Origin of the sequence: Microbacterium sp., assembly GCF_046295495.1 — a bacterium.
In the GTDB taxonomy this organism is placed as follows: Bacteria; Actinomycetota; Actinomycetes; order Actinomycetales; family Microbacteriaceae; genus Microbacterium.
Window position 1 is genome coordinate 1 of record NZ_JBKBNC010000050.1, and the last position, 18543, is coordinate 18543.

At 71.2% G+C, this 18543-nt stretch carries 13 protein-coding genes; 8 read left to right on the forward strand and 5 right to left on the reverse strand.

The features are described from left to right. The 3 genes from ACK4LS_RS13195 to ACK4LS_RS13205 all read right to left on the reverse strand — a co-directional run. A partial coding sequence (locus ACK4LS_RS13195) for an NAD(P)-dependent alcohol dehydrogenase (RefSeq protein WP_409718032.1) occupies positions 1-1034 on the reverse strand: 1034 nt, incomplete at its 3' end. Between the two features lie 198 nt (positions 1035-1232). Then, positions 1233-4808, reverse strand: a complete 3576-nt coding sequence (locus ACK4LS_RS13200; RefSeq protein WP_409718034.1) for a glycoside hydrolase — start codon at positions 4806-4808, stop codon at positions 1233-1235. A 349-nt stretch (positions 4809-5157) separates the two neighbouring features. Then, positions 5158-6201 (reverse strand): LacI family DNA-binding transcriptional regulator, encoded by a 1044-nt coding sequence (locus ACK4LS_RS13205; RefSeq protein ID WP_409718036.1) that lies wholly within the window; start codon positions 6199-6201, stop codon positions 5158-5160. Between the two features lie 109 nt (positions 6202-6310). Here ACK4LS_RS13205 and ACK4LS_RS13210 point away from each other — a divergent pair, with 109 nt between their 5' ends. From ACK4LS_RS13210 to ACK4LS_RS13230, 5 genes are all read left to right on the forward strand, one after another. After that, positions 6311-7234: a carbohydrate ABC transporter permease gene (locus ACK4LS_RS13210; RefSeq protein ID WP_409718039.1), complete on the forward strand. Its 924-nt coding sequence runs from the start codon at positions 6311-6313 to the stop codon at positions 7232-7234. Then, on the forward strand, positions 7231-8163 hold the full coding sequence (locus ACK4LS_RS13215) for a carbohydrate ABC transporter permease (RefSeq protein ID WP_409718042.1): 933 nt from the start codon (positions 7231-7233) through the stop codon (positions 8161-8163). The genes ACK4LS_RS13210 and ACK4LS_RS13215 overlap by 4 nt, the downstream gene beginning before the upstream one ends. Before the next feature lie 95 nt (positions 8164-8258). After that, positions 8259-9617: an ABC transporter substrate-binding protein gene (locus ACK4LS_RS13220; RefSeq protein WP_409718045.1), complete on the forward strand. Its 1359-nt coding sequence runs from the start codon at positions 8259-8261 to the stop codon at positions 9615-9617. A gap of 71 nt (positions 9618-9688) precedes the next feature. Further along, positions 9689-11209 carry an alpha-N-arabinofuranosidase gene (locus ACK4LS_RS13225; RefSeq protein ID WP_409718048.1) on the forward strand — a complete coding sequence of 507 codons (1521 nt, stop codon included), beginning with the start codon at positions 9689-9691 and terminating at the stop codon, positions 11207-11209. Positions 11210-11223: 14 nt separating this feature from the next. After that, positions 11224-12945, forward strand: a complete 1722-nt coding sequence (locus tag ACK4LS_RS13230; protein WP_409718051.1) for a beta-galactosidase — start codon at positions 11224-11226, stop codon at positions 12943-12945. A 99-nt stretch (positions 12946-13044) separates the two neighbouring features. Here ACK4LS_RS13230 and ACK4LS_RS13235 read toward each other — a convergent pair whose 3' ends face one another. Beyond that, positions 13045-14340 carry an MFS transporter gene (locus ACK4LS_RS13235; RefSeq protein WP_409718053.1) on the reverse strand — a complete coding sequence of 432 codons (1296 nt, stop codon included), beginning with the start codon at positions 14338-14340 and terminating at the stop codon, positions 13045-13047. A 68-nt stretch (positions 14341-14408) separates the two neighbouring features. Here ACK4LS_RS13235 and ACK4LS_RS13240 point away from each other — a divergent pair, with 68 nt between their 5' ends. Then, the gene (locus ACK4LS_RS13240) at positions 14409-14993 is read left to right on the forward strand and encodes a TetR/AcrR family transcriptional regulator (protein WP_409718056.1); all 585 of its coding nucleotides are present in this window, start codon (positions 14409-14411) and stop codon (positions 14991-14993) included. A 182-nt stretch (positions 14994-15175) separates the two neighbouring features. Here ACK4LS_RS13240 and ACK4LS_RS13245 read toward each other — a convergent pair whose 3' ends face one another. Next, entirely contained in the window at positions 15176-16141 is a 966-nt protein-coding gene (locus ACK4LS_RS13245) for a LacI family DNA-binding transcriptional regulator (RefSeq protein WP_409718058.1), read from the reverse strand. Positions 16142-16190: 49 nt separating this feature from the next. Between ACK4LS_RS13245 and galT the strand changes: the two genes are divergently transcribed. After that, positions 16191-17366: a galactose-1-phosphate uridylyltransferase gene (gene galT / locus ACK4LS_RS13250; RefSeq protein ID WP_409718061.1), complete on the forward strand. Its 1176-nt coding sequence runs from the start codon at positions 16191-16193 to the stop codon at positions 17364-17366. Then, the gene (gene galK / locus ACK4LS_RS13255; RefSeq protein WP_409718064.1) at positions 17363-18526 is read left to right on the forward strand and encodes a galactokinase; all 1164 of its coding nucleotides are present in this window, start codon (positions 17363-17365) and stop codon (positions 18524-18526) included. The genes galT and galK overlap by 4 nt, the downstream gene beginning before the upstream one ends. Positions 18527-18543 lie beyond the last annotated feature (17 nt).

Here is an 18543-nt window from a genome sequence, read left to right on the forward strand (position 1 = left end):
AAGGTCTTCGCGTCGATCACGAAGCGGTAGCGCACGTCGCTCTTCAGCACGCGCTCGTAGGCTTCGTTGATCTGGTCGGCCGAGATGAGCTCGGTCTCGGGCGCGATGCCGTGCTCGGCGCAGAAGTCGAGCATCTCCTGGGTCTCGCGGATGCCGCCGATCGACGAACCGGCGAAGGAACGGCGGTTCGTGAACAGCGTGAAGACCTGGATGGGCAGGGGCTCCGGCGGAGCTCCGACGTTGACCATCGTGCCGTTGAGCGTGAGCAGGCCGAGGTACTTCTTCAGCTCGAGGGGGGCGCTGACGGTGTTGACGATGAGGTCGAAGTGGTTCTTCAGCTCGGTGAAGGTCTCGTCGTCCTTCGTGGCGAAGTAGTGGTCGGCGCCCATCTTCAGGCCGTCGTCCTTCTTGCTGAGCGTCTGCGAGAGCACCGTGACCTCGGCGCCCATGGCGTGGGCGATCTTGACGGCCATGTGGCCGAGTCCGCCGAGGCCGACGACGGCGACCTTCTTGCCGGGGCCGGCGTTCCAGTGGTTCAGCGGCGAGTAGGTGGTGATGCCCGCGCACAGCAGCGGGGCGGCCTTCTCGTAGGGGATCGACTCGGGAACGCGCAGCACGAAGTGCTCGTCGACGACGATCTTCTCGCTGTAGCCGCCCTGGGTGATCGATCCGTCGACGTCGGTGCCCGCGTAGGTGCCGATGTTGCCCTTCTCGCAGTACTGCTCCTCGCCGGCGAGGCAGTTCTCGCACTCGCGGCAGGAGTTCACCATGCAGCCGACGCCGACGCGGTCGCCGACCTTGTGGCTGGTGACCTCGGACCCGACCTCGGCGACCGTGCCGACGATTTCATGGCCGACGGTCAGGGGGTAGGGCACGTCGCCCCACTCGCCGCGGATGGTGTGGATGTCGGAGTGGCAGATGCCGGCGTAGGCGATGTCGATCAGAACGTCCTTCGGGCCGACGGCGCGGCGCTCGATGGTCGTGGGCTCGAGGGGGGAGGTGGCGGACGACGCGGCGTAGGCGTTGACGTGCATGGATCTCCTCAGGGGGTGAATGGAAGATTCCATCCTCCCCCGCCCCCGCTCCCACGGCGCGGGCTTGCACGGATGTGCGCGAGGTGCCACGCCGGGGTCGGGCGGCACGCGCCGACGTCGCCCCACCTCGGGCGGGACCACGTCGGCGGAAGACGGGCGCGGCCCGCTGCCCCTCGGCAACGGACCGCGCCCGTGGGATCAGACCCGTGCGCGGCGGCGCGTGATCATCCACGCCCCGGCGCCACCCACCAGCAGCAGCGCACCCACGAGGAGGGCGAGGGCTGTGCCCGAAGCATCCTGACCCGTGGATGCCAGGTCACCGCGATCGGGCGCCGTCCCCGACCCGCCGTCTCCGGCGGCGGAGCCCCCGCCGACCGACGCACCGGGCGCGGTCGGGCCCCCGGGCGTCGACGGCTCACCCGGCGTGCCCGGCTCACCCGGCGTGCCCGGCTCACCCGGCGTGCCCGGCTCACCCGGCTCCCCAAGGGTCACCGTCACGGCGTAAGTCCGCACCGTACCGTCGGGGGCCGTGACCGTCACGGTGCCGACACCATCGGCATCCTGCGGCTGCGTGATCGCGATGACGGCGTCCTCGTCGACCGAGAGGGCGTACAGCGCCGGCAGGGTGTCGCCCTCGACCGTCACGGCGTACTCCGTCGTGGCGGGGTCGAAGCCGGCGACCGGGTTGTCGCCCACGGTCAGGCGCGCCAGGTCGGCGACGCCGGAGGGGCCCGGAGCGTCGGCCAGGATCTCGATCTCCGACACGATCATGTGCTGGTCCTCGCGGGCCGTCAGCACGACCCGCACCTCATCGGCGCGTGCGCCGTCGACCTGTACCTCGACGCGCGGGGCGCCCTGCTCGGGAATCGGCACGGCGACCGGCTCGCCCTCGACCCACGCCCCGCCGTCGAGGCGGTGGTCCACCCGCACGGCGTCGGCCCAGCTGGGTCCGCCGTCACGGAAGAACTGCACCGCCACCGTGCGCACCGTCTCGTCTGCGGCGAGCGCGTACGAGAGCGTGTCCTCGGTGTTCTTGGCATCCGGACGCCAGTTCGACCAGCCCTTGTCGGAGGCGTCGCCGTTGATCGTGCGCTCGACGCCGTACCCGGTCTCGGTGTACGTCGCCGACGGCGTGCTCTGCGGAGCGACGTTGCGCGCGACGGCGGACGTCACGATGACCGCCAGCTGCGCGTCGAGACCGTCGTCGGTGGTGCCCGTCACCCGGACGGTCCCGGGCGAGGCGAAGTCGTCGTCCGACAGGGCGCTCCAGTCCCACTCCACCGGCACCGGGTAGCCGGCGCCCGAGGGGCGCAACTCGGCCAGAACGGTGTCGTCGGCCTGGGCCTGCACCGCGGCCAGCGCACTGCCGGCCACGACGGTCGCGGAGCGGGGCCGCGTCGCGGTGAACGCGCCGACCTCGACCTGGGCCGTGGCACCGACGCTCGCGCCGAACACGTCGGCCGCGGTACCGCGCACGGTGACCGTCCCCGTCTGGGCCCACGTCAGCCCCGAGGTGTCCCAGGTGACGGGAGCCGCGCGTCCGACGTCGCCGGCGTATCGCACCGTGACCGTGTCGGGAAGCGTCGGCGCGGTGCCCACGGGCGTCGCCACCGACACCGGGTCGGTGCCCGCGGCGGTGGTGCTCACGAGGCGCCAGGTCTGATTCCCCGCGCCGTTCGAGGTCCACAACCCCACGGACGTCCCCGCCGAGGTGCCCGCGCCGTTGACGTCGAGCACACGCTCGGCGGCCACGTTGAGCACCGAGTACGTGCGACCGTCGAGGGTCGAGCCCATCCACTGCATCGTCGGGTCGGCGGCCGCGGTCGCCGCGTCGGCGGCGACGAGCGCCGTGCCCCCGTCGCGCGACGCGAGGAATCGCCCGTCGCCGTTCTCGAGCGTGAAGCGGTGACGGTTCGTGCCGGCACCGTCGAGGGTGTGCACGGTCCAGCCCTGGGCGCGCGCGGCCTCGGGGGTCGCGGCATCCGCCTCGATGGTGAGGTCGGAGTCGCCCTGCAGGGCCAGCCCGCTCTGCACGCCGACGAGCTGCACCGACTGCGCGTCGCGGAAGGCGGGCGCGTCAGCGGCGACGCCCGAGACGCCCTCGACCTCGAAGGTCGTGACCGACTTCGCCGGCACCGTCAGGGTGGCGATCCCGGATGCCGCGTCCACCGCGACCGGCTCCCCCGCGCGCAGCGCGTTGACGGTGGCGTCCTCGGCGGTCGACTGGGTCGTCACGATCGGGGTGACCGTCGCGCCGGGCGCGATCTCGCCGAAGTTGCGGACGTCGATCTCGACGGTGCGGTCGGCGTCGTCGGCGTTGACGTGCACGATGGACGCCCCCTGTCCATCGGCATCCATCGCAGCGGTCGAATTCGCGTCGTCGGTCGCCATGAGGCGGTCGCCCGGCTCGATGTAGTGCGTGAAGTTGCGCACGGTGTTGAACTTCTCGTTGGTCAGCACCTGGCACGAGGGGTCGGCGTCGCCGTCGGCGATGCGTCGCTCCGACAGACCCTGCGCGTTGCAGTCGAAGTCGATGAAGACGCTGCCCCAGTTGAGCTTCTCGACCTTCTCCATGTTGTAGAGGTCTTCGACCGGCTGCCAGAACACCCACGCCTCGGGCTCCAGCTCACGCAGATCGCCGACGATGTGCGAGGCCATGCCGAGACCGTTCTCGATGTCGTTCGTCACGAAGCCCCGCGAGGTGTCGGTCCAGTTGCCCTCGACCTCGCTCATCCACAGCGGCTTGTCGGCCGCCTTCGCGATGTCGCGAACGACGGGGCGTCCGCCGGTGCCGTAGGTGTGCACGTTGAGCTGGTCGACGGCGTCCTTCGACGCGCTCGACCACGCGTTCCAGTTGCGCGCGAAGATGCCCGGGTTGGTCTCGTCCATGGCCGAGATCACGGCATCCGTGGTGGTGTCGCCGCGACCGAGGCGCGCGGCGAGGGCCGCGATCATCTCGTCCTGCCGCTCAGGGCCGATGTGCGCGCCCTCCTGCCGCCCGCCCGTCGGCCAGGTCGCCCCCTCGGGGATCTGCGTCTGCCAGTAGTTCGTGTTCGGCTCGTTGAACGGGTCGATCGTGTCGAACCGGATGCCGTGGGCCTTCTCGAGCTCATCGACCACGGTCACCATGTAAGCGGCGAACGCGTCCATGTCCTCGGGGGCGAGCTGCTCACTGGTCGCGTCGTTGACACCGCCCGAGACGAAGCCGCTCTCGGTGAGGAAGTACGGCGGGGAGTTGCTGAAGGCCTCCCAGTGGGTGACCTTGTCTTTCAGCGCGTCGAGCCACCAGCGCTGGGCCGAGTCGGCCGTGAAGTCGTAGTGCGCGGGGTCGTCGCCATCCCAGGCGTCGCGGTAGCGCTCGCGGTCGGCGTAGGCCGAGGTGATCTCACCCTCGGCATCCGTCTCGGGCAGCTCCGGGTTCCAGAAGCCCGGAACCGCGCCGCCCGCGCGCAGGTAGGGCGGAACGTCGGTCGCGTTGCCGCCGCCGACGTTGTAGCGCGCGATGTTGAGGTTGAGGCCATCGTCGCCGAAGACGGCGTCGAAGAGCTTCTGGCGCACGTCGGCGGGATAGTTGCCGGTCGCGTTGGCGAACCACACCAGGCTCGTCCCCCACCCCTCGAAGGCCTCGGTGGCCGACGCCGGGTTGGGGGTGATGCGCAGCGCCGATGCGGCCTCGGCGGCGCGGGCCGCGGGTGGCGCGACGGCCGCCCCGGCGGTGAGGGCGCCGGCGACGAGGGCCGCGGCGCAGGTGAAGGACAGGACACGAGACGTCATCGTCGTTTCCGTTCCGGCCGCTCCGATGCGGCCTGTGGGGGAAATGTTGACGTCAACATGTTGACGTCAACACCGAGCCTAGGCGAGCGGAGGCGAGGAGCGCAACGGTCGGACGCGAACCCGACCGGCGCGCGCCGGCGGGCCGCGGCGTCGCGCCGACCCCGGGAGACCGCAGCCGTGCGGAACGTCCGGAGGATGCCGCGCGACGTCTCCGCGCACCCCGCGCGCTCCGCGTTCGTCACTCCCGGCGGGAGGCTACGGGCGTCGGGACGGGAGCGAGCGCGACAGACGCCCGAGTCGGCGGCACGCCGACCCCGAGCGCGTCGCGGGTGGCCCCAGCGCGACCGCCTCAGCGCGGACCGGAGCTCGCGCGCACCACCAGCGACGTCGGCACGAGCGTGCGGGCGTGCTCGCCGCCGCCGCCCTCGATATCGGCGATGAGCGCGGTCATCGCCTCTTCACCCACGCGCTCGAAGCGCTGGCGCACCGTCGTGAGCGGGGGCCAGAAGTTCGCCGCCTCGGGCATGTCGTCGAAGCCGACGACGCTCACCTCGCCGGGCACCCGGCGGCCGGCCTCGTGAAGGGCCCGGATGACGCCGAGCGCCATCTGATCGTTGGCCGCGAAGACCGCCGTCACCGCTGCGTCCTGCGCGAGCGCCGCCCCGATGCGGTGCCCCGAGTCCGCCGTCCAGTCCCCGATCTGCACCTCGGGCACGCGGCATCCGCGGTCCTCGAGGGCGGCGCGCCAGGCGGCTCGTCGGCGATCGGCGGCGAAGGACTCCGGGGGACCCGAGACGTGCCACACGGTCTCGTGCCCGAGGTCGAGCAGGTGCTCGGTCGCCAGACGCGCACCCTGCGCCTGGTCGTTGTCGACCACGGCGTAGGGGTAGTCCGCGCTCGAGTCGACGACCACGACCGGGAGGCCCGAGGGGATCGACAGCTCGTTCTCGCCGAGACGGTGCGTCTCGATGAGGATGACGATGCCGTCGACGGCGTGCTCGCGCAGGCGCAGGAACGCGCCCGAGACGTCGGACTGCGACGCGGACTGCACGGTGATGAGCGTGATGGAGTACCCGGATGCCGCCGCCATCGACGCCAGGGCATCGAGGGTGCGCGTGTTGCCGTACGAACTCAGCGAGAACATGATCACGCCGATGCTGCGGAAGCGCCCCGAGCGCAGCGCGCGGGCCGCGCTGTTCGGCCGATAGCCGAGGGTCGCCATCGCGTCGAGGACGCGTTGACGCGTGTCGGGGTCGACGTTGGTGCGCCCGTTGGCCACGCGTGAGACGGTCTGCCCCGACACCCCGGCCGCCGCGGCGACGTCGGCCATCGACACCTCGCGCCGGCGTCCCCGCGTCGGGATGACGGTCGACGTCGTCGTCGTCTCGCTCATTCTCGGCCCCCTGGATGTTGACGTTGACACCCTAGCGCGGTCGGGTTATGTTTACGTCAACATCCGGCTCACCCGGACCGGATGCGCATCAAAGAAGAGGCACCGGACGATGACGACCACCGCGGCACCCCCGCCCGCCCTGCGCACCCCGCGGCGCAAGCGGCGCGCTCGAATCGACGATCGGGGCTGGCTGTTCGTCGCCCCCTTCGCGCTCGTCTTCGCGCTCGTGTTCCTGGCGCCGCTGGCGTACTCGATCTACCTCAGTCTGTTCCGCGACCAGCTCGTCGGGGGCAATGCCTTCGTGGGCTTCGAGAACTACGTCACCGCGTTCGGAGACCCCAAGTTCTGGGACGGCTTCGGCCGTGTCGCGGTGTTCCTCGTGGTGCAGGTGCCGATCATGCTGCTGCTGGCCCTGGCCGCCGCTCTCGCGATCGACAGTGCGCGGCTGCACGCCGCCGGTTTCTACCGCATCGTGATCTTCCTCCCCTACGCCGTGCCCGCGGTCGTCGCCGTCCTCATGTGGGGCTACATCTACGGCGATCAGTTCGGTCTCACGCGCAACCTCAACGATCTGCTCGGCGGGACGGTCGTGCAGCCCTTCGTGCCGGAGTGGATGCTGGTGTCGATCGGCAACATCGTCACGTGGCAGTTCGTCGGCTACAACATGTTGATCTTCTACTCCTCCCTGAAGACCATCCCGAACGAGCTCTACGAGGCGGCATCCATCGACGGTGCGGGCGCCTGGCGCACGATCGTCTCGATCAAGATCCCGGCGGTACGCGGCGCCGTCGTGATCGCGACGATCTTCTCGATCATCGGCAGCTTCCAGCTCTTCAACGAGCCCAACATCCTCAAGCCGCTGGCGCCGAACACGATCTCGACGTTCTTCACGCCGAACATGTACGCCTACAACCTGTCGTTCGCCGGTCAGCAATACAACTACGCGGCCACGATCGCGATCATCATGGGCGTCATCACCGCCGTCATCGCCTACGTCGTGCAGCTGCGCGGCTCACGTCAGGAGGCGCGATGACCACCGCGATCGCACCCCGCACCGACGACACCCGGGCCGTGACGACCCCCCGGCCCCGTGGGCGCTTCGCCCGCACCTCGCCCACCAACGGCAAGAAGTCGCTCGTGCTCAGCATCGTCATGGGCCTGTACCTGCTGTACACGCTCGTACCGCTCGCGTGGCTCCTGATCAACGCGACCAAGACGCAGCCCGACCTCTTCACCACCTTCGGCCTCGGACCGGGCAACAGCTTCGCCCTGTTCGACAACATCGCCCAAACGCTGACCTACCGCGACGGCATCTTCGTCCGCTGGCTCGGCAACACGCTCCTCTACGTCGTCGTGGGCGCGGGCGGCGCGACGCTGCTGGCGACCCTCGCCGGCTACGGCCTCGCCAAGTACAACTTCCGGGGTCGCAAGGCGGTCTTCGCGGTCGTGCTCGGCGCGATCGCCGTGCCCGGGACGGCTCTCGCGGTGCCCACCTTCCTGCTGTTCAGCCAGCTGGGTCTGACCAACACCCCGTGGGCGATCATCATCCCCTCGCTCATCAGCCCGTTCGGTCTGTACCTGATCTGGGTCTACGCGACCGACGCCATCCCCACCGAGCTGCTCGAGGCGGCCCGGATGGACGGGGCCGGCGAGTTCCGGACGTTCTTCACGATCTCGATCCGGCTGCTCACCCCGGGCATCGTCACCGTGCTGCTCTTCGCGGTCGTCGCGACCTGGAACAACTACTTCCTCCCGCTGATCATGCTGAGCGACCCCTCCTGGTACCCGCTGACGGTGGGCCTGAACCAGTGGAACGCGCAGGCGACCGGCGTCGGCGCGCAACCCATCTACAACCTCGTGATCACCGGGGCGCTGCTGTCGATCATCCCCATCGTCGCCGCGTTCCTCGTGCTGCAGCGCTTCTGGCAATCCGGTCTGAGCGCCGGCAGCGTCAAGCAGTGACCCCTGACCCCCGCACCGCGACGACCCCACCGGCCCCGGCCGGACGTCGCACCTGCAACCGCACCACATCCACAACAACGAAGTAGAGGAATCCGATGACATTCATGCGCAAGGGCTCCGCCGCGCGGCGGACCGTCTTCGCCGTCGCCGCCACCGCCCTGTCGGTGGCCGCCCTGACCGCCTGCTCGGGCGGCAACAACGGCGGCGCCGCCGCCGGCACCGCCGACGACATCGAGAAGGCGCTCGAAGCCGGTGGCGAGATCACCTACTGGGCGTGGACGCCGTCGGCCGAGGCGCAGGTCGCCGCCTTCCAGGAGGCGTACCCGAACGTCAAGGTCAACTACGTCAACGCGGGCACCAACACCGAGGAGTACACGAAGCTCCAGAACGCGATCAAGGCCGGCTCCGGCGCGCCCGACGTCGTGCAGATCGAGTACTACGCCTTCCCGCAGTTCGCGCTGTCCGACTCCCTCGTCGACCTGTCGTCGTACGGCTTCGGCGACCTGAAGGACGACTACAGCACCGGCACGTGGGGCTCCGTCGACTTCGACGGCAAGATCTACGGACTTCCGCAGGACTCGGGCCCCATGGCCCTGTTCTACAACAAGGAGGTCTTCGACCAGTACGGCATCGCCGTGCCGACCACGTGGGACGACTACTACGCGGCGGCGCAGAAGCTGCACGCGGCCGACCCCACCAAGTACATCACCGCCGACACCGGCGACTCCGGCTTCACCACGAGCATGATCTGGCAGGCCGGCGGCGCCCCGTTCGCGACCTCGGGCGACGCGGGCACCGACGTGTCCATCGACCTGCAGGACGACGGCTCGAAGAAGTTCGCCGACAACTGGAACCGTCTCATCGAGGGCGGCCTGCTCTCGGACACCCCCAGCTGGAGCGACGAGTGGTTCAAGGGTCTCGGTGACGGCTCGATCGCTTCGCTCGTGATCGGCGCCTGGATGCCGGGAGTCCTCGAGTCCTCGGTCACCGACGGTGCCGGCAAGTGGGCCGTGGCCCCCATCCCCACCTACGACGGCGCACCCGTCACCGCCGAGAACGGTGGCGGCGGTCAGGCTGTGGTCAAGCAGAGCAAGAACCCCGCGCTGGCGGCCGGCTTCCTGAAGTGGCTCAACAACAGCGATGAGAGCCTCAAGATCTTCGTCGAGTCGGGCGGCTTCCCCTCCACCACGGCCGAGCTCAACGACCCCGCCTTCGTCGACCAGGAGTCGGAGTACTTCGGCGGCCAGCAGATCAACCAGGTGCTGACGCAGGCGTCGAGCGAGGTCCGCGAGGGCTGGAACTACCTGCCGTTCCAGGTGTACGCCAACAGCATCTACGGCGACACCGTGGGCCAGGCCTACGCCAAGAAGGGCGACCTGAACGAGGGCCTCAGCGCCTGGCAGGACCAGCTCGTGCAGTACGGCAACGACCAGGGCTTCTCGGTCAACAAGTAAGAAGTCCCCGGGGCGGGTCGCGTGTACGCATGCGGCCCGCCCCTCCCGTCCCCTCGCCAGGAGAGACCCGAATGACCTCCCCCACCCGCATCGTCGTCGACCGCGCCTCGGCCGGCGCCGAGGTCCCCCGCCGCCTCTTCGGCTCGTTCGTGGAGCACATGGGCCGCTGCGTCTACGACGGCATCCACTCCCCCGCCCACCCGAGCGCCGACACGCACGGCTTCCGCGCCGACGTGCTCGCGCTCGTGCGCGAACTCGGCGCCACGGTCGTGCGTTACCCGGGCGGCAACTTCGTCTCGGGATACCGGTGGGAAGACGGCGTCGGCCCCCGCGACCAGCGCCCCGTGCGCCTGGATGCCGCCTGGCACAGCACCGAGACCAACCAGGTCGGCCTGCACGAGTTCGCCGAGTGGGCGGATGCCGCCGGCCTCGAGGTCATGGAGGCCGTCAACCTCGGCACGCGTGGCGTCGCCGAGGCCGCCGACCTGCTCGAGTACGCCAACCACCCCTCCGGCACGGCGCTCAGCGAGCGCCGCCGCGAGAACGGTCGCGACGATCCCTTCGGCATCCGCCTGTGGTGCCTGGGCAACGAGATGGACGGCCCCTGGCAGATCGGCCACAAGACGGCCGACGAATACGGTCGTCTCGCGGCCGAGACCGCGCGCATGATGCGCTTCATCGACCCGGGCGTCGAGCTCGTGGCCGCCGGCAGCTCGAACCACGAGATGCCCACGTTCGGCGCATGGGAGCGCACGGTGCTGCGCCACACCTCCGGACTCGTCGACCACCTCTCGGTGCACGCGTACTACGAGGAGGATCCCGCCGACCCGGCGAGCTTCCTCGCCAGCGGCGCCGCCCTCGACCGCTACATCGCCGACGTCGTCGCCATCATCGACGAGGTGGGCGCCACGACCCCCGACGGCCGGCCGGTCGGCATCAGCGTCGACGAATGGAACGTGTGGAACCAGACACGGTGGAACGAGGTCGACAAGCCGCGCGTCTTCACGGGTGACTGGCCGGTCGCCCCGCGGCTGATCGAGGACGACTACACCGTGACCGACGCCGTCGTGGTCGGTTCGCTGCTCATCACGCTCATCCGCCGCTCCGAGCGGGTGTCGATGGCCAATCTCGCGCAGCTCGTGAACGTCATCGCCCCCATCCGCACCGAACCCGGCGGCGGGGCTGCGTGGCGACAGAGCACGTTCCATCCGTTCGCCCTGACCGCGCGGGCGGCATCCGGTCGCGTCGTCGTCCCCCGCGTGGAGGGTGCCACGATCGACACCGCGCGGCACGGGGCGGTCGACGCCGTCGACGCCGTCGTGACCGTCGACGGCGACGCCGTGTCGGTGTTCCTCGCCCACCGCGACCTCGACGCGGCGACCCCGGTCGAGCTCGACCTCGGATCGGTCGCCGACATCGACGCCGTGGTGATCACGATCCCCGAGGGCGGCGACCGCCACACCACCAACTCCGCCGACGCCGAGCCCGTCGCGCCCGCCCCGCTGCACGTCGAGATCGGCGCCGACGGTCTGGTGCGCTTCGTCCTCCCCGCCCTCGCCTGGGTGCGCCTTACGGCGCGCCTCACCGACTGACCCCGAAAGACACCGTGACGACCTTCACCATCGGCGAGACCGACTTCCTGCTCGACGGGCGACCGCACCAGGTCATCTCGGGCACGCTGCATTACTTCCGCATCCACCCCGAGCACTGGGCCGACCGCATCCGCACGGCCAAGGCGATGGGCCTGAACACCATCGAGACCTACGTCGCGTGGAACGCGCACGAGCCGGTGCAGGGCGAGTGGGATGCCACGGGCTGGAACGACCTCGGCCGCTTCCTCGACCTCATCGCCGCCGAGGGGCTGCACGCGATCGTGCGCCCGGGACCGTACATCTGCGCGGAGTGGCACAACGGCGGCCTGCCGGTGTGGCTCACCTCGACGCCGGGGATCGGCATCCGTCGCTCGGAGCCGCAGTTCGTCGCGGCGGTGTCGGAGTACCTGCGCCGCGTATACGAGATCGTGGCCCCCCGTCAGATCGACCGCGGCGGCAACGTCGTGCTCGTGCAGATCGAGAACGAGTACGGCGCCTACGGATCCGACAAGGACTACCTGCGCGAGCTCGTGCGGGTGACGAAGGACGCCGGGATCACCGTTCCGCTGACCACCGTCGACCAGCCGATGCCGTGGATGCTCGAGGCGGGGAGCCTTCCCGGGCTGCACCTCACCGGTTCGTTCGGATCGCGCAGCGCCGAGCGCTTGGCGACCCTGCGCGAGCATCAGCCCACGGGACCGCTGATGTGCAGCGAGTTCTGGGACGGGTGGTTCGACTGGTGGGGCAGCATCCACCACACCACCGACCCCGCGGCATCCGCGCACGACCTCGACGTGCTGCTGGCGGCCGGCGCCTCGGTGAACATCTACATGGTGCACGGGGGAACGAACTTCGGCACCACCAACGGAGCGAACGACAAGGGGCGGTTCGATCCGATCGTGACGTCGTACGACTACGACGCGCCGATCGACGAGTCGGGGCACCCCACCGCGAAGTACCACGCGTTCCGCGACGTGATCGCCAAGTACGCCCCCGTCGTCGAGTCCGCGCCGCCCGCGCGGCCCAAGGCGCCGGTCTTCGAGGCGCCGCTGGGGGGAGAAGGAGATTGGATGCCGGCATCCGCGGCATCCGCCCCCTCTGACGCCCCCGCGACCTTCGAGCAGCTCGGCCACCTCGGCCCGCTCGTGCGCTACGACGTCGACCTCCCCGCGTTCGTGGGACCCGCAGCGCTCGTCTTCGACGAGGTGCGCGACCTCGCCTGGGTGCACGTCGACGGCACCCCGGTCGGTCGCCTGTCGCGGTCGCTGGGCGAGCGGGCCCTGACCATCCCCGCGGGCTCGCGTCTCACCGTGCTCGTGGAGGACCAGGGCCGGGTGAATTACGCTGACCGTCTGGGCGAGGCGAAGGGGCTCATCGGCGCGGTGAGCCTGAACGGCACCGCCCTCACGGGGTGGACGGCCACGCCGATCGACCTCACGGCGGTCGCCGGATCGCACCCGAGCACGGTGGGACGCGCCCTGCTGCGCGGCTCGTTCGACCTCGACGCCCCCGCCGACCTGTTCCTCGACACCGCGGCGTGGGGCAAGGGCTTCGCGTTCGTGAACGGGTTCTTCCTAGGCCGCTACTGGAACACCGTTCCGCAGCGCACGCTCTACGTGCCCGCCCCGGTCACCCGCGCGGGAGGTAACGAGGTCGTCGTGCTCGAGCTGGAGCACGCGATCGAGCCGGTCGCGCGCTTCGTGTCGGGGCCGGCGCTGGGGCCGATGGAGGAGTAGACCGGCGCGAGCACGGGCGGTGCGCCGAGGACAGGCCGATCCCACGCGGATCGGCTAGCCCTCGGCGCAGCCCCTGTCGCCGTGCAAGCGAGGGAGCCGTCACGGCCCCACCGGCACAGGGTGCGCGGCATCCGGAGCCGCGGACCGGCGCGACGGGTTGTCGAACCCGGCGCGGGCGATCACGACCGCGGCCGCGACCATGAGCAGGGCGCCCAGCACGTAGGGCGCGGCGTGCGCGACGTGCGCGTAGAGCAGTCCCGCAACGAGCGGGGCGACGGTTCCGATGGCCGCGTTCAGCGACTGCGCGGCGCCCGCGATCCACCCCTGCTCGTCATCGCCGACGGCGTTGGACAGCACGCCGTCCATGGTCGCCGTGGCCGCCCCCTGTCCGGCCGCCATCGTCAGCGCCCCGACGATGAACAACCAGGGCTCGGCGAGCAGAGAGGCGACCCCGGCCAGGGCGACGAGGCCCACCGCCTGCGTGACGATGCCGCTCACGATCACGCCCTTCTCGCCGATGCGCGGGAGCAGGAAGCCGAGCAGCACCCCCTGGATCGCGATGTCGATGATGCCGACGCACGCGGTGAGCAGACCGATCGCGGTCGGGTTCCAGTCGATGGCGTCGAGGGCCAGCACGCTGAAGTTGTTGACGAAGAACCCGAACGGCAGGCCCACCAGCACCAGCCCGACCATGAGCGAGCGCAGTTCCGGGCGACGGAAGACCCCACGGAACACCGCGAAGGGGTGCACCGCCCGCAGATCGAGGGTGGCGATGCGCCGCTGCGGAGCGAGGCTCTCGGGCAGGAGGAAGATGCTCACGATCGCGACCGTGAGGGCGAGTCCCGCCGTGACGAAGACGGGGAGGTCGACGTCGATCGCGGCGAGGGAGCCGCCGAGGGCCGGACCGACCATGGTGCCGATGCCGGCCGTCGCGCCGAGCACGCCGAAGCGGCGAGCGCGCTTGTCGGGCGGGGTGATGTCGGCGAGGTAGGCGAACAGCGCCGGGAGGTCGCCGGCCGTCACCCCCTGCACGACGCGGCCGAGCAGAAGAACCCACAGCGCACCGCCGATGCCGAAGAGCAGGAAACCGAGCGCGGCCCCGAATCCCGCCACGATGATCACCGGGCGGCGGCCGAACCGGTCGGAGATGCGCCCGAGCAAGGGTGCCACGAGGAAGGCGCACAGCGCGTTGACGGTCTCGAGGATGCCGACCCACACGGCCAGGTCGGCGGGGTTCGAGACGTAGCGGAGCACCACGAAGGGCAGCACCGGCAGCACGACGGTCATGCCGGCGGTGGTGAGGGTGGTGATCACGATGAGCATGATCCAGGCGCGTCGGCCCGTGCCGGTCGCGGTGGCGGTGGCGTCGACCGAGGGGGTGGAAGGTGAAGTCATGCCGCAACTGTACTCGTACCAGTTTCGTAGTCAATACGATTTTTGAGCGGATCCGCTAACCTGGGCGCATGAGCGAAACCACGGGCCGACGCGAGCGCAAGAAGGCCGCCACCCGCAAGGCGATCTCCGATGCGGCGACACTGCTGTTCATCGAGCGCGGCTTCGACGAGGTGAGCATCCGCGAGGTCGCCGAGGCCGCCGACGTCTCACCGACCACGGTGTTCGCGCACTTCCCGCAGAAGGAGGCGCTCGTCTTCGACGAGGATGACGCGCAACGCGAGATGCTCGTGAACGCGGTGCGTGATCGCGCCCCGGGTACCTCCGTCTCCACCGCCCTGCGCGAGCTGTACCGCCGTGAACTCATCGGCCTCGCCTTCGACCCGACCGGAGAGCACCGGCGCACCTTCCTATCGCTCATCGACTCGACGCCGTCGCTACGGGAGTACGCCTCTCGCATGTGGCTGCGCCACGAGGACTCCCTCGCCGCCGTCATCGCCGAGACCACCGGCCGGAGCGCCCCCGATGCCGAGATCCGCGTGTACGCGCGCTTGGTCCTGCAACTGCAGATCCTCGCGTTCGAGCACGACGACGCCGCGGCCACGATCGAAGCCGGCTTCCGCATCCTCGACCGCGGGTGGCACGAGACCGCCTGACCCTCGGGCGTGAACAGCGCCCGCGCGCCCGGGAGCTGTGTCCGACCGGATGCGGGCCACCGGGGCGGCCGGTCCGGGCGGCGTCAGCGCCGCGCGGCCGCCGCGGCGCGACGGGAGGCCTCGGACAGGGGCCCGGCGTTCCGCGCCCGACGCGGGAACGCGACGTGGACCCGGGAGCCGGATCAGCCCGGCGCGCTGCTCGCGCGCACGACGAGCGTCGTCGGGACCGACTCCGCGGCGGGCGCGCCGCCCTCGATCGCCGCGACGAGCGACGCCACGGCGCGCGCGCCGAGGGCGTCGAAGTCCTGACGCACGGTGGTCAGCGGGGGCCGGTACTCGGCGGCATCCACGATGTCGTCGAAACCCACCACCGCGACCCGCCCCGGCACCTCGCGACCGGCGTCGGAGAAGGCGCGCAGGGCGCCGAGCGCCATCTGGTCGTTGGCGACGAAGACGGCGGTCGCCTCGCCGAGCGCCGCGGCGGCCGAGTGACCGGATGCCGACGTCCAGTCGCCGCGGACCGGCTCCGGCACCGCGCGACCCGCGTCGAGCAGCGCCTCGCGCCAGCCCCGCTCGCGTTCGACCGCGGCGAAGGAGCCCGCGGGGCCTGCGACGTGATGCACGGTGTCGTGGCCCAGCGACAGCAGGTGCGCGGTGGCCGCGCGCGCACCGCCGGCGTGATCGGTCTGCACGATCGAGAAGCGCGGGTCGGGCGGCGAGTCGACGACGACCAGGTGCAGGTCGGCCGGCGGCGGAGCGTCGCGGGCCAGCTCGGTGGCCTCGTTCAACACGACCGCTCCGTCGACGCCCTGCGACCGCAACCGGGCGAAGGCGTCGTGGATGCCGCGATCGCCGACCGTCACGACGGCCAGGGCGTAGTCGCGCGCCGAGGCGGCCTCGGAGATCGCCTGCAGCATGCGCGAATTTCCGACCGAGGCGAGGGTCGACACGACGAGGCCGATGGTGGAGGTCTGCCCGGTGCGGAGGGCACGCGCGGCGCGGTGCATGCGGTAGCCGAGATCGGCCATCGCCGACTCGACGCGCGCGCGGGTGGCCGGATCGACGCGGGGGCTGGCGTTCACCACGCGCGACACCGTCTGCGCCGAGACCCCGGCCCGCTCGGCCACGTCGGCCATGGATACGCGCATCACGCCCCCTCATGTTGACGATATCACGCCCCGGATGTAGCGTGTTATCGTGAACACGGACAGCCTCACCGCGGAGCCCCTCGGGGCCGGCGTCGTCAAGCGACCCACCCGCCTCGCCGACGGCCGCGAACTCATCTACTTCGACGACGCCGACACGACGCTCGGCGACGAGCGCGCCGTCGACGCCCGCACGCTCGACCCCCGTCCGACGACGGCCACCATGCGGCAGGACGTCCTGACCGGCGACTGGATCACCGTGGCATCCAACCGTCAGAACCGCGCGTTCCTGCCCCCCGCGCACCTCGACCCCCTGTCGCCGCAGACACCGACGAACCCGTCGGAGATCCCTTCGCTCTACGACGTCGCGGTGTTCGAGAACAAGTCGCCGTCGTTCGGCCCCGCCCTCGATGTCGCGACCGACGACGTTCCGGCCGCCGTCGACCCGCCGCGCGGCGACGACGACCTCGAGCACCTCGGCCTCGGTCGCACGCGCACCTCGGTGGGCCGCTGCGAGGTCGTGTGCTTCAGTCCGGAGCACGAGGGCTCGTTCGGCTCACTCTCGCGCACGCGCGCCCGCACCGTCATCGAGGCGTGGGCCGACCGCACCGCGGCGCTGTCGGCTCTTCCCGGCATCCGTCAGGTGTTCCCCTTCGAGAACCGCGGGCGGGAGATCGGCGTCACCCTCCCCCACCCCCACGGCCAGATCTACGCCTACCCCTACGTCACCCCGCGCACCCACCGCCTGCTCGACACGATCTCGCGCACCTCGACCGACCTGTTCCAGCGCATCCTCGATTTCGAGGGCGCCGGCGAGCGCGTCGTGCTGCGCGGCGAGCACTGGACGGCGTTCGTGCCCTTCGCCGCCCGCTGGCCCATCGAGGTGCACGTGCTGCCGCACCGCCACGTCGCCGACCTCGCCGAGACGACGGATGCCGAGCGCGACGAGCTCGCCCCGTTCTACCTGCGGCTGCTGCGCGGCATCGACGCGCTGTACGACACCCCCACGCCGTACATCGCCGCGTGGCACCAGGCCCCCGTCGGCCGCGACCGGGACGCCGTGCGCCTGAACCTCCAGGTCACCTCGCCCCGTCGCGCCGCCGACAAGCTGAAGTACCTCGCCGGATCCGAGGCCGCCATGGGCGCCTGGATCGGCGACGTGACCCCCGAGTCGCAGGCCGAGCGCCTGCGCGCCGCCCTCGACACCGTTCCGGAGGTGACGGCATGACCGCCGTCGACGACGCCCGCGCCCTTCTGCGCGCCCTCACCGACGCCCCCGCCGCGGGCGTGTGGTCGGCTCCCGGTCGCGCCAACCTCATCGGCGAGCACACCGACTACAACGAGGGCTTCGTCTTCCCCTTCGCGATCGCCCAGCGCACGGCGGCGGCCGTGGCGGTCCGCTCCGACGACGTGATCCGCGTGCGCTCGACCTTCGCCGACGAGGCCGTCGAGGTGACGCTCGCCGACCTCGACGCGCGCATCGCCGCGGGCGGCCTCGACTGGGCCGGCTATCCGCTGGGTGTCGCGTGGGCGCTGCGGCAGGCGGCCCCGGATGCCGTGACCCGGGGCGTCGACATCGCCCTGGCGTCCGAGGTGCCGGTCGGTGCCGGCCTGTCGTCGTCGGCCGCGATCGAGGGGGCCGTGGCATCCGCCCTCAACGACGTGTGGAACGCCGGGCTCGACGGGGTGGCGCTGGCCCGCGTGGGCCGTGTCGCCGAGAACGACGCCGTCGGCGCGCCCACCGGGATCATGGACCAGATGGCGTCGATGCTCGGCGTGGCCGACGCCGCGACGTTCCTCGACTGCCGCACGCTCGAGACGCGTCCGGTCGCCCTGGGCTTCGCGGAGGCGGGCCTGTCGATCCTCGTCGTCGACACGCTCGTGGAACACGCGCACTCGTCGGGCGGGTACCGCGAGCGTCGGGCATCGTGCGAGAAGGGCGCCGCGGCCTTCGCCGTGCCCGCGTTGCGCGACCTCGGCGTCGACGACCTGTCCCGCGCGGCCGAGATCCTCGACGACGTCACCTTCCGCCGCGTGCGGCACATCGTGACCGAGAACCAGCGGGTGCTCGACACCGTCGCCGCTCTCGACGCCGACGGGCCCCGCGCGATCGGCGACCTGCTCACCGCCTCGCACGCCTCGATGCGCGACGACTTCGAGATCTCGGTGCCCGAGCTCGACCTCGCCGTCGAGACGACCCTGGCCGCAGGCGCGCTCGGCGCGCGCATGACCGGCGGCGGTTTCGGCGGGGCGGCGATCGCGCTGATGCCCGTCGAACTGATCCCGGCGGCGACCGACGCGGTGGCCGCGGCTTTCGCGGCATCCGGGTTCCGTGCCCCGGACCAGTTCACGGTGACCCCCTCGGAGGGCGCGCGCCGCGACGCGTGAGAGCGTCGAGCCCCCGG

Bases quoted from the DNA above. Each gene is read 5' to 3' on its own strand.
- ACK4LS_RS13240 (WP_409718056.1), top strand. From the start codon at position 14,409: ATGAGCGAAACCACGGGCCGACGCGAGCGCAAGAAGGCCGCCACCCGC.
- ACK4LS_RS13200 (WP_409718034.1), bottom strand. From the start codon at position 4,808: ATGACGTCTCGTGTCCTGTCCTTCACCTGCGCCGCGGCCCTCGTCGCC.
- ACK4LS_RS13225 (WP_409718048.1), top strand. From the start codon at position 9,689: ATGACCTCCCCCACCCGCATCGTCGTCGACCGCGCCTCGGCCGGCGCC.
- ACK4LS_RS13205 (WP_409718036.1), bottom strand. From the start codon at position 6,201: ATGAGCGAGACGACGACGACGTCGACCGTCATCCCGACGCGGGGACGC.
- ACK4LS_RS13245 (WP_409718058.1), bottom strand. From the start codon at position 16,141: ATGCGCGTATCCATGGCCGACGTGGCCGAGCGGGCCGGGGTCTCGGCG.
- ACK4LS_RS13215 (WP_409718042.1), top strand. From the start codon at position 7,231: ATGACCACCGCGATCGCACCCCGCACCGACGACACCCGGGCCGTGACG.
- galK (WP_409718064.1), top strand. From the start codon at position 17,363: ATGACCGCCGTCGACGACGCCCGCGCCCTTCTGCGCGCCCTCACCGAC.
- ACK4LS_RS13220 (WP_409718045.1), top strand. From the start codon at position 8,259: ATGACATTCATGCGCAAGGGCTCCGCCGCGCGGCGGACCGTCTTCGCC.
- ACK4LS_RS13235 (WP_409718053.1), bottom strand. From the start codon at position 14,340: ATGACTTCACCTTCCACCCCCTCGGTCGACGCCACCGCCACCGCGACC.
- ACK4LS_RS13210 (WP_409718039.1), top strand. From the start codon at position 6,311: ATGACGACCACCGCGGCACCCCCGCCCGCCCTGCGCACCCCGCGGCGC.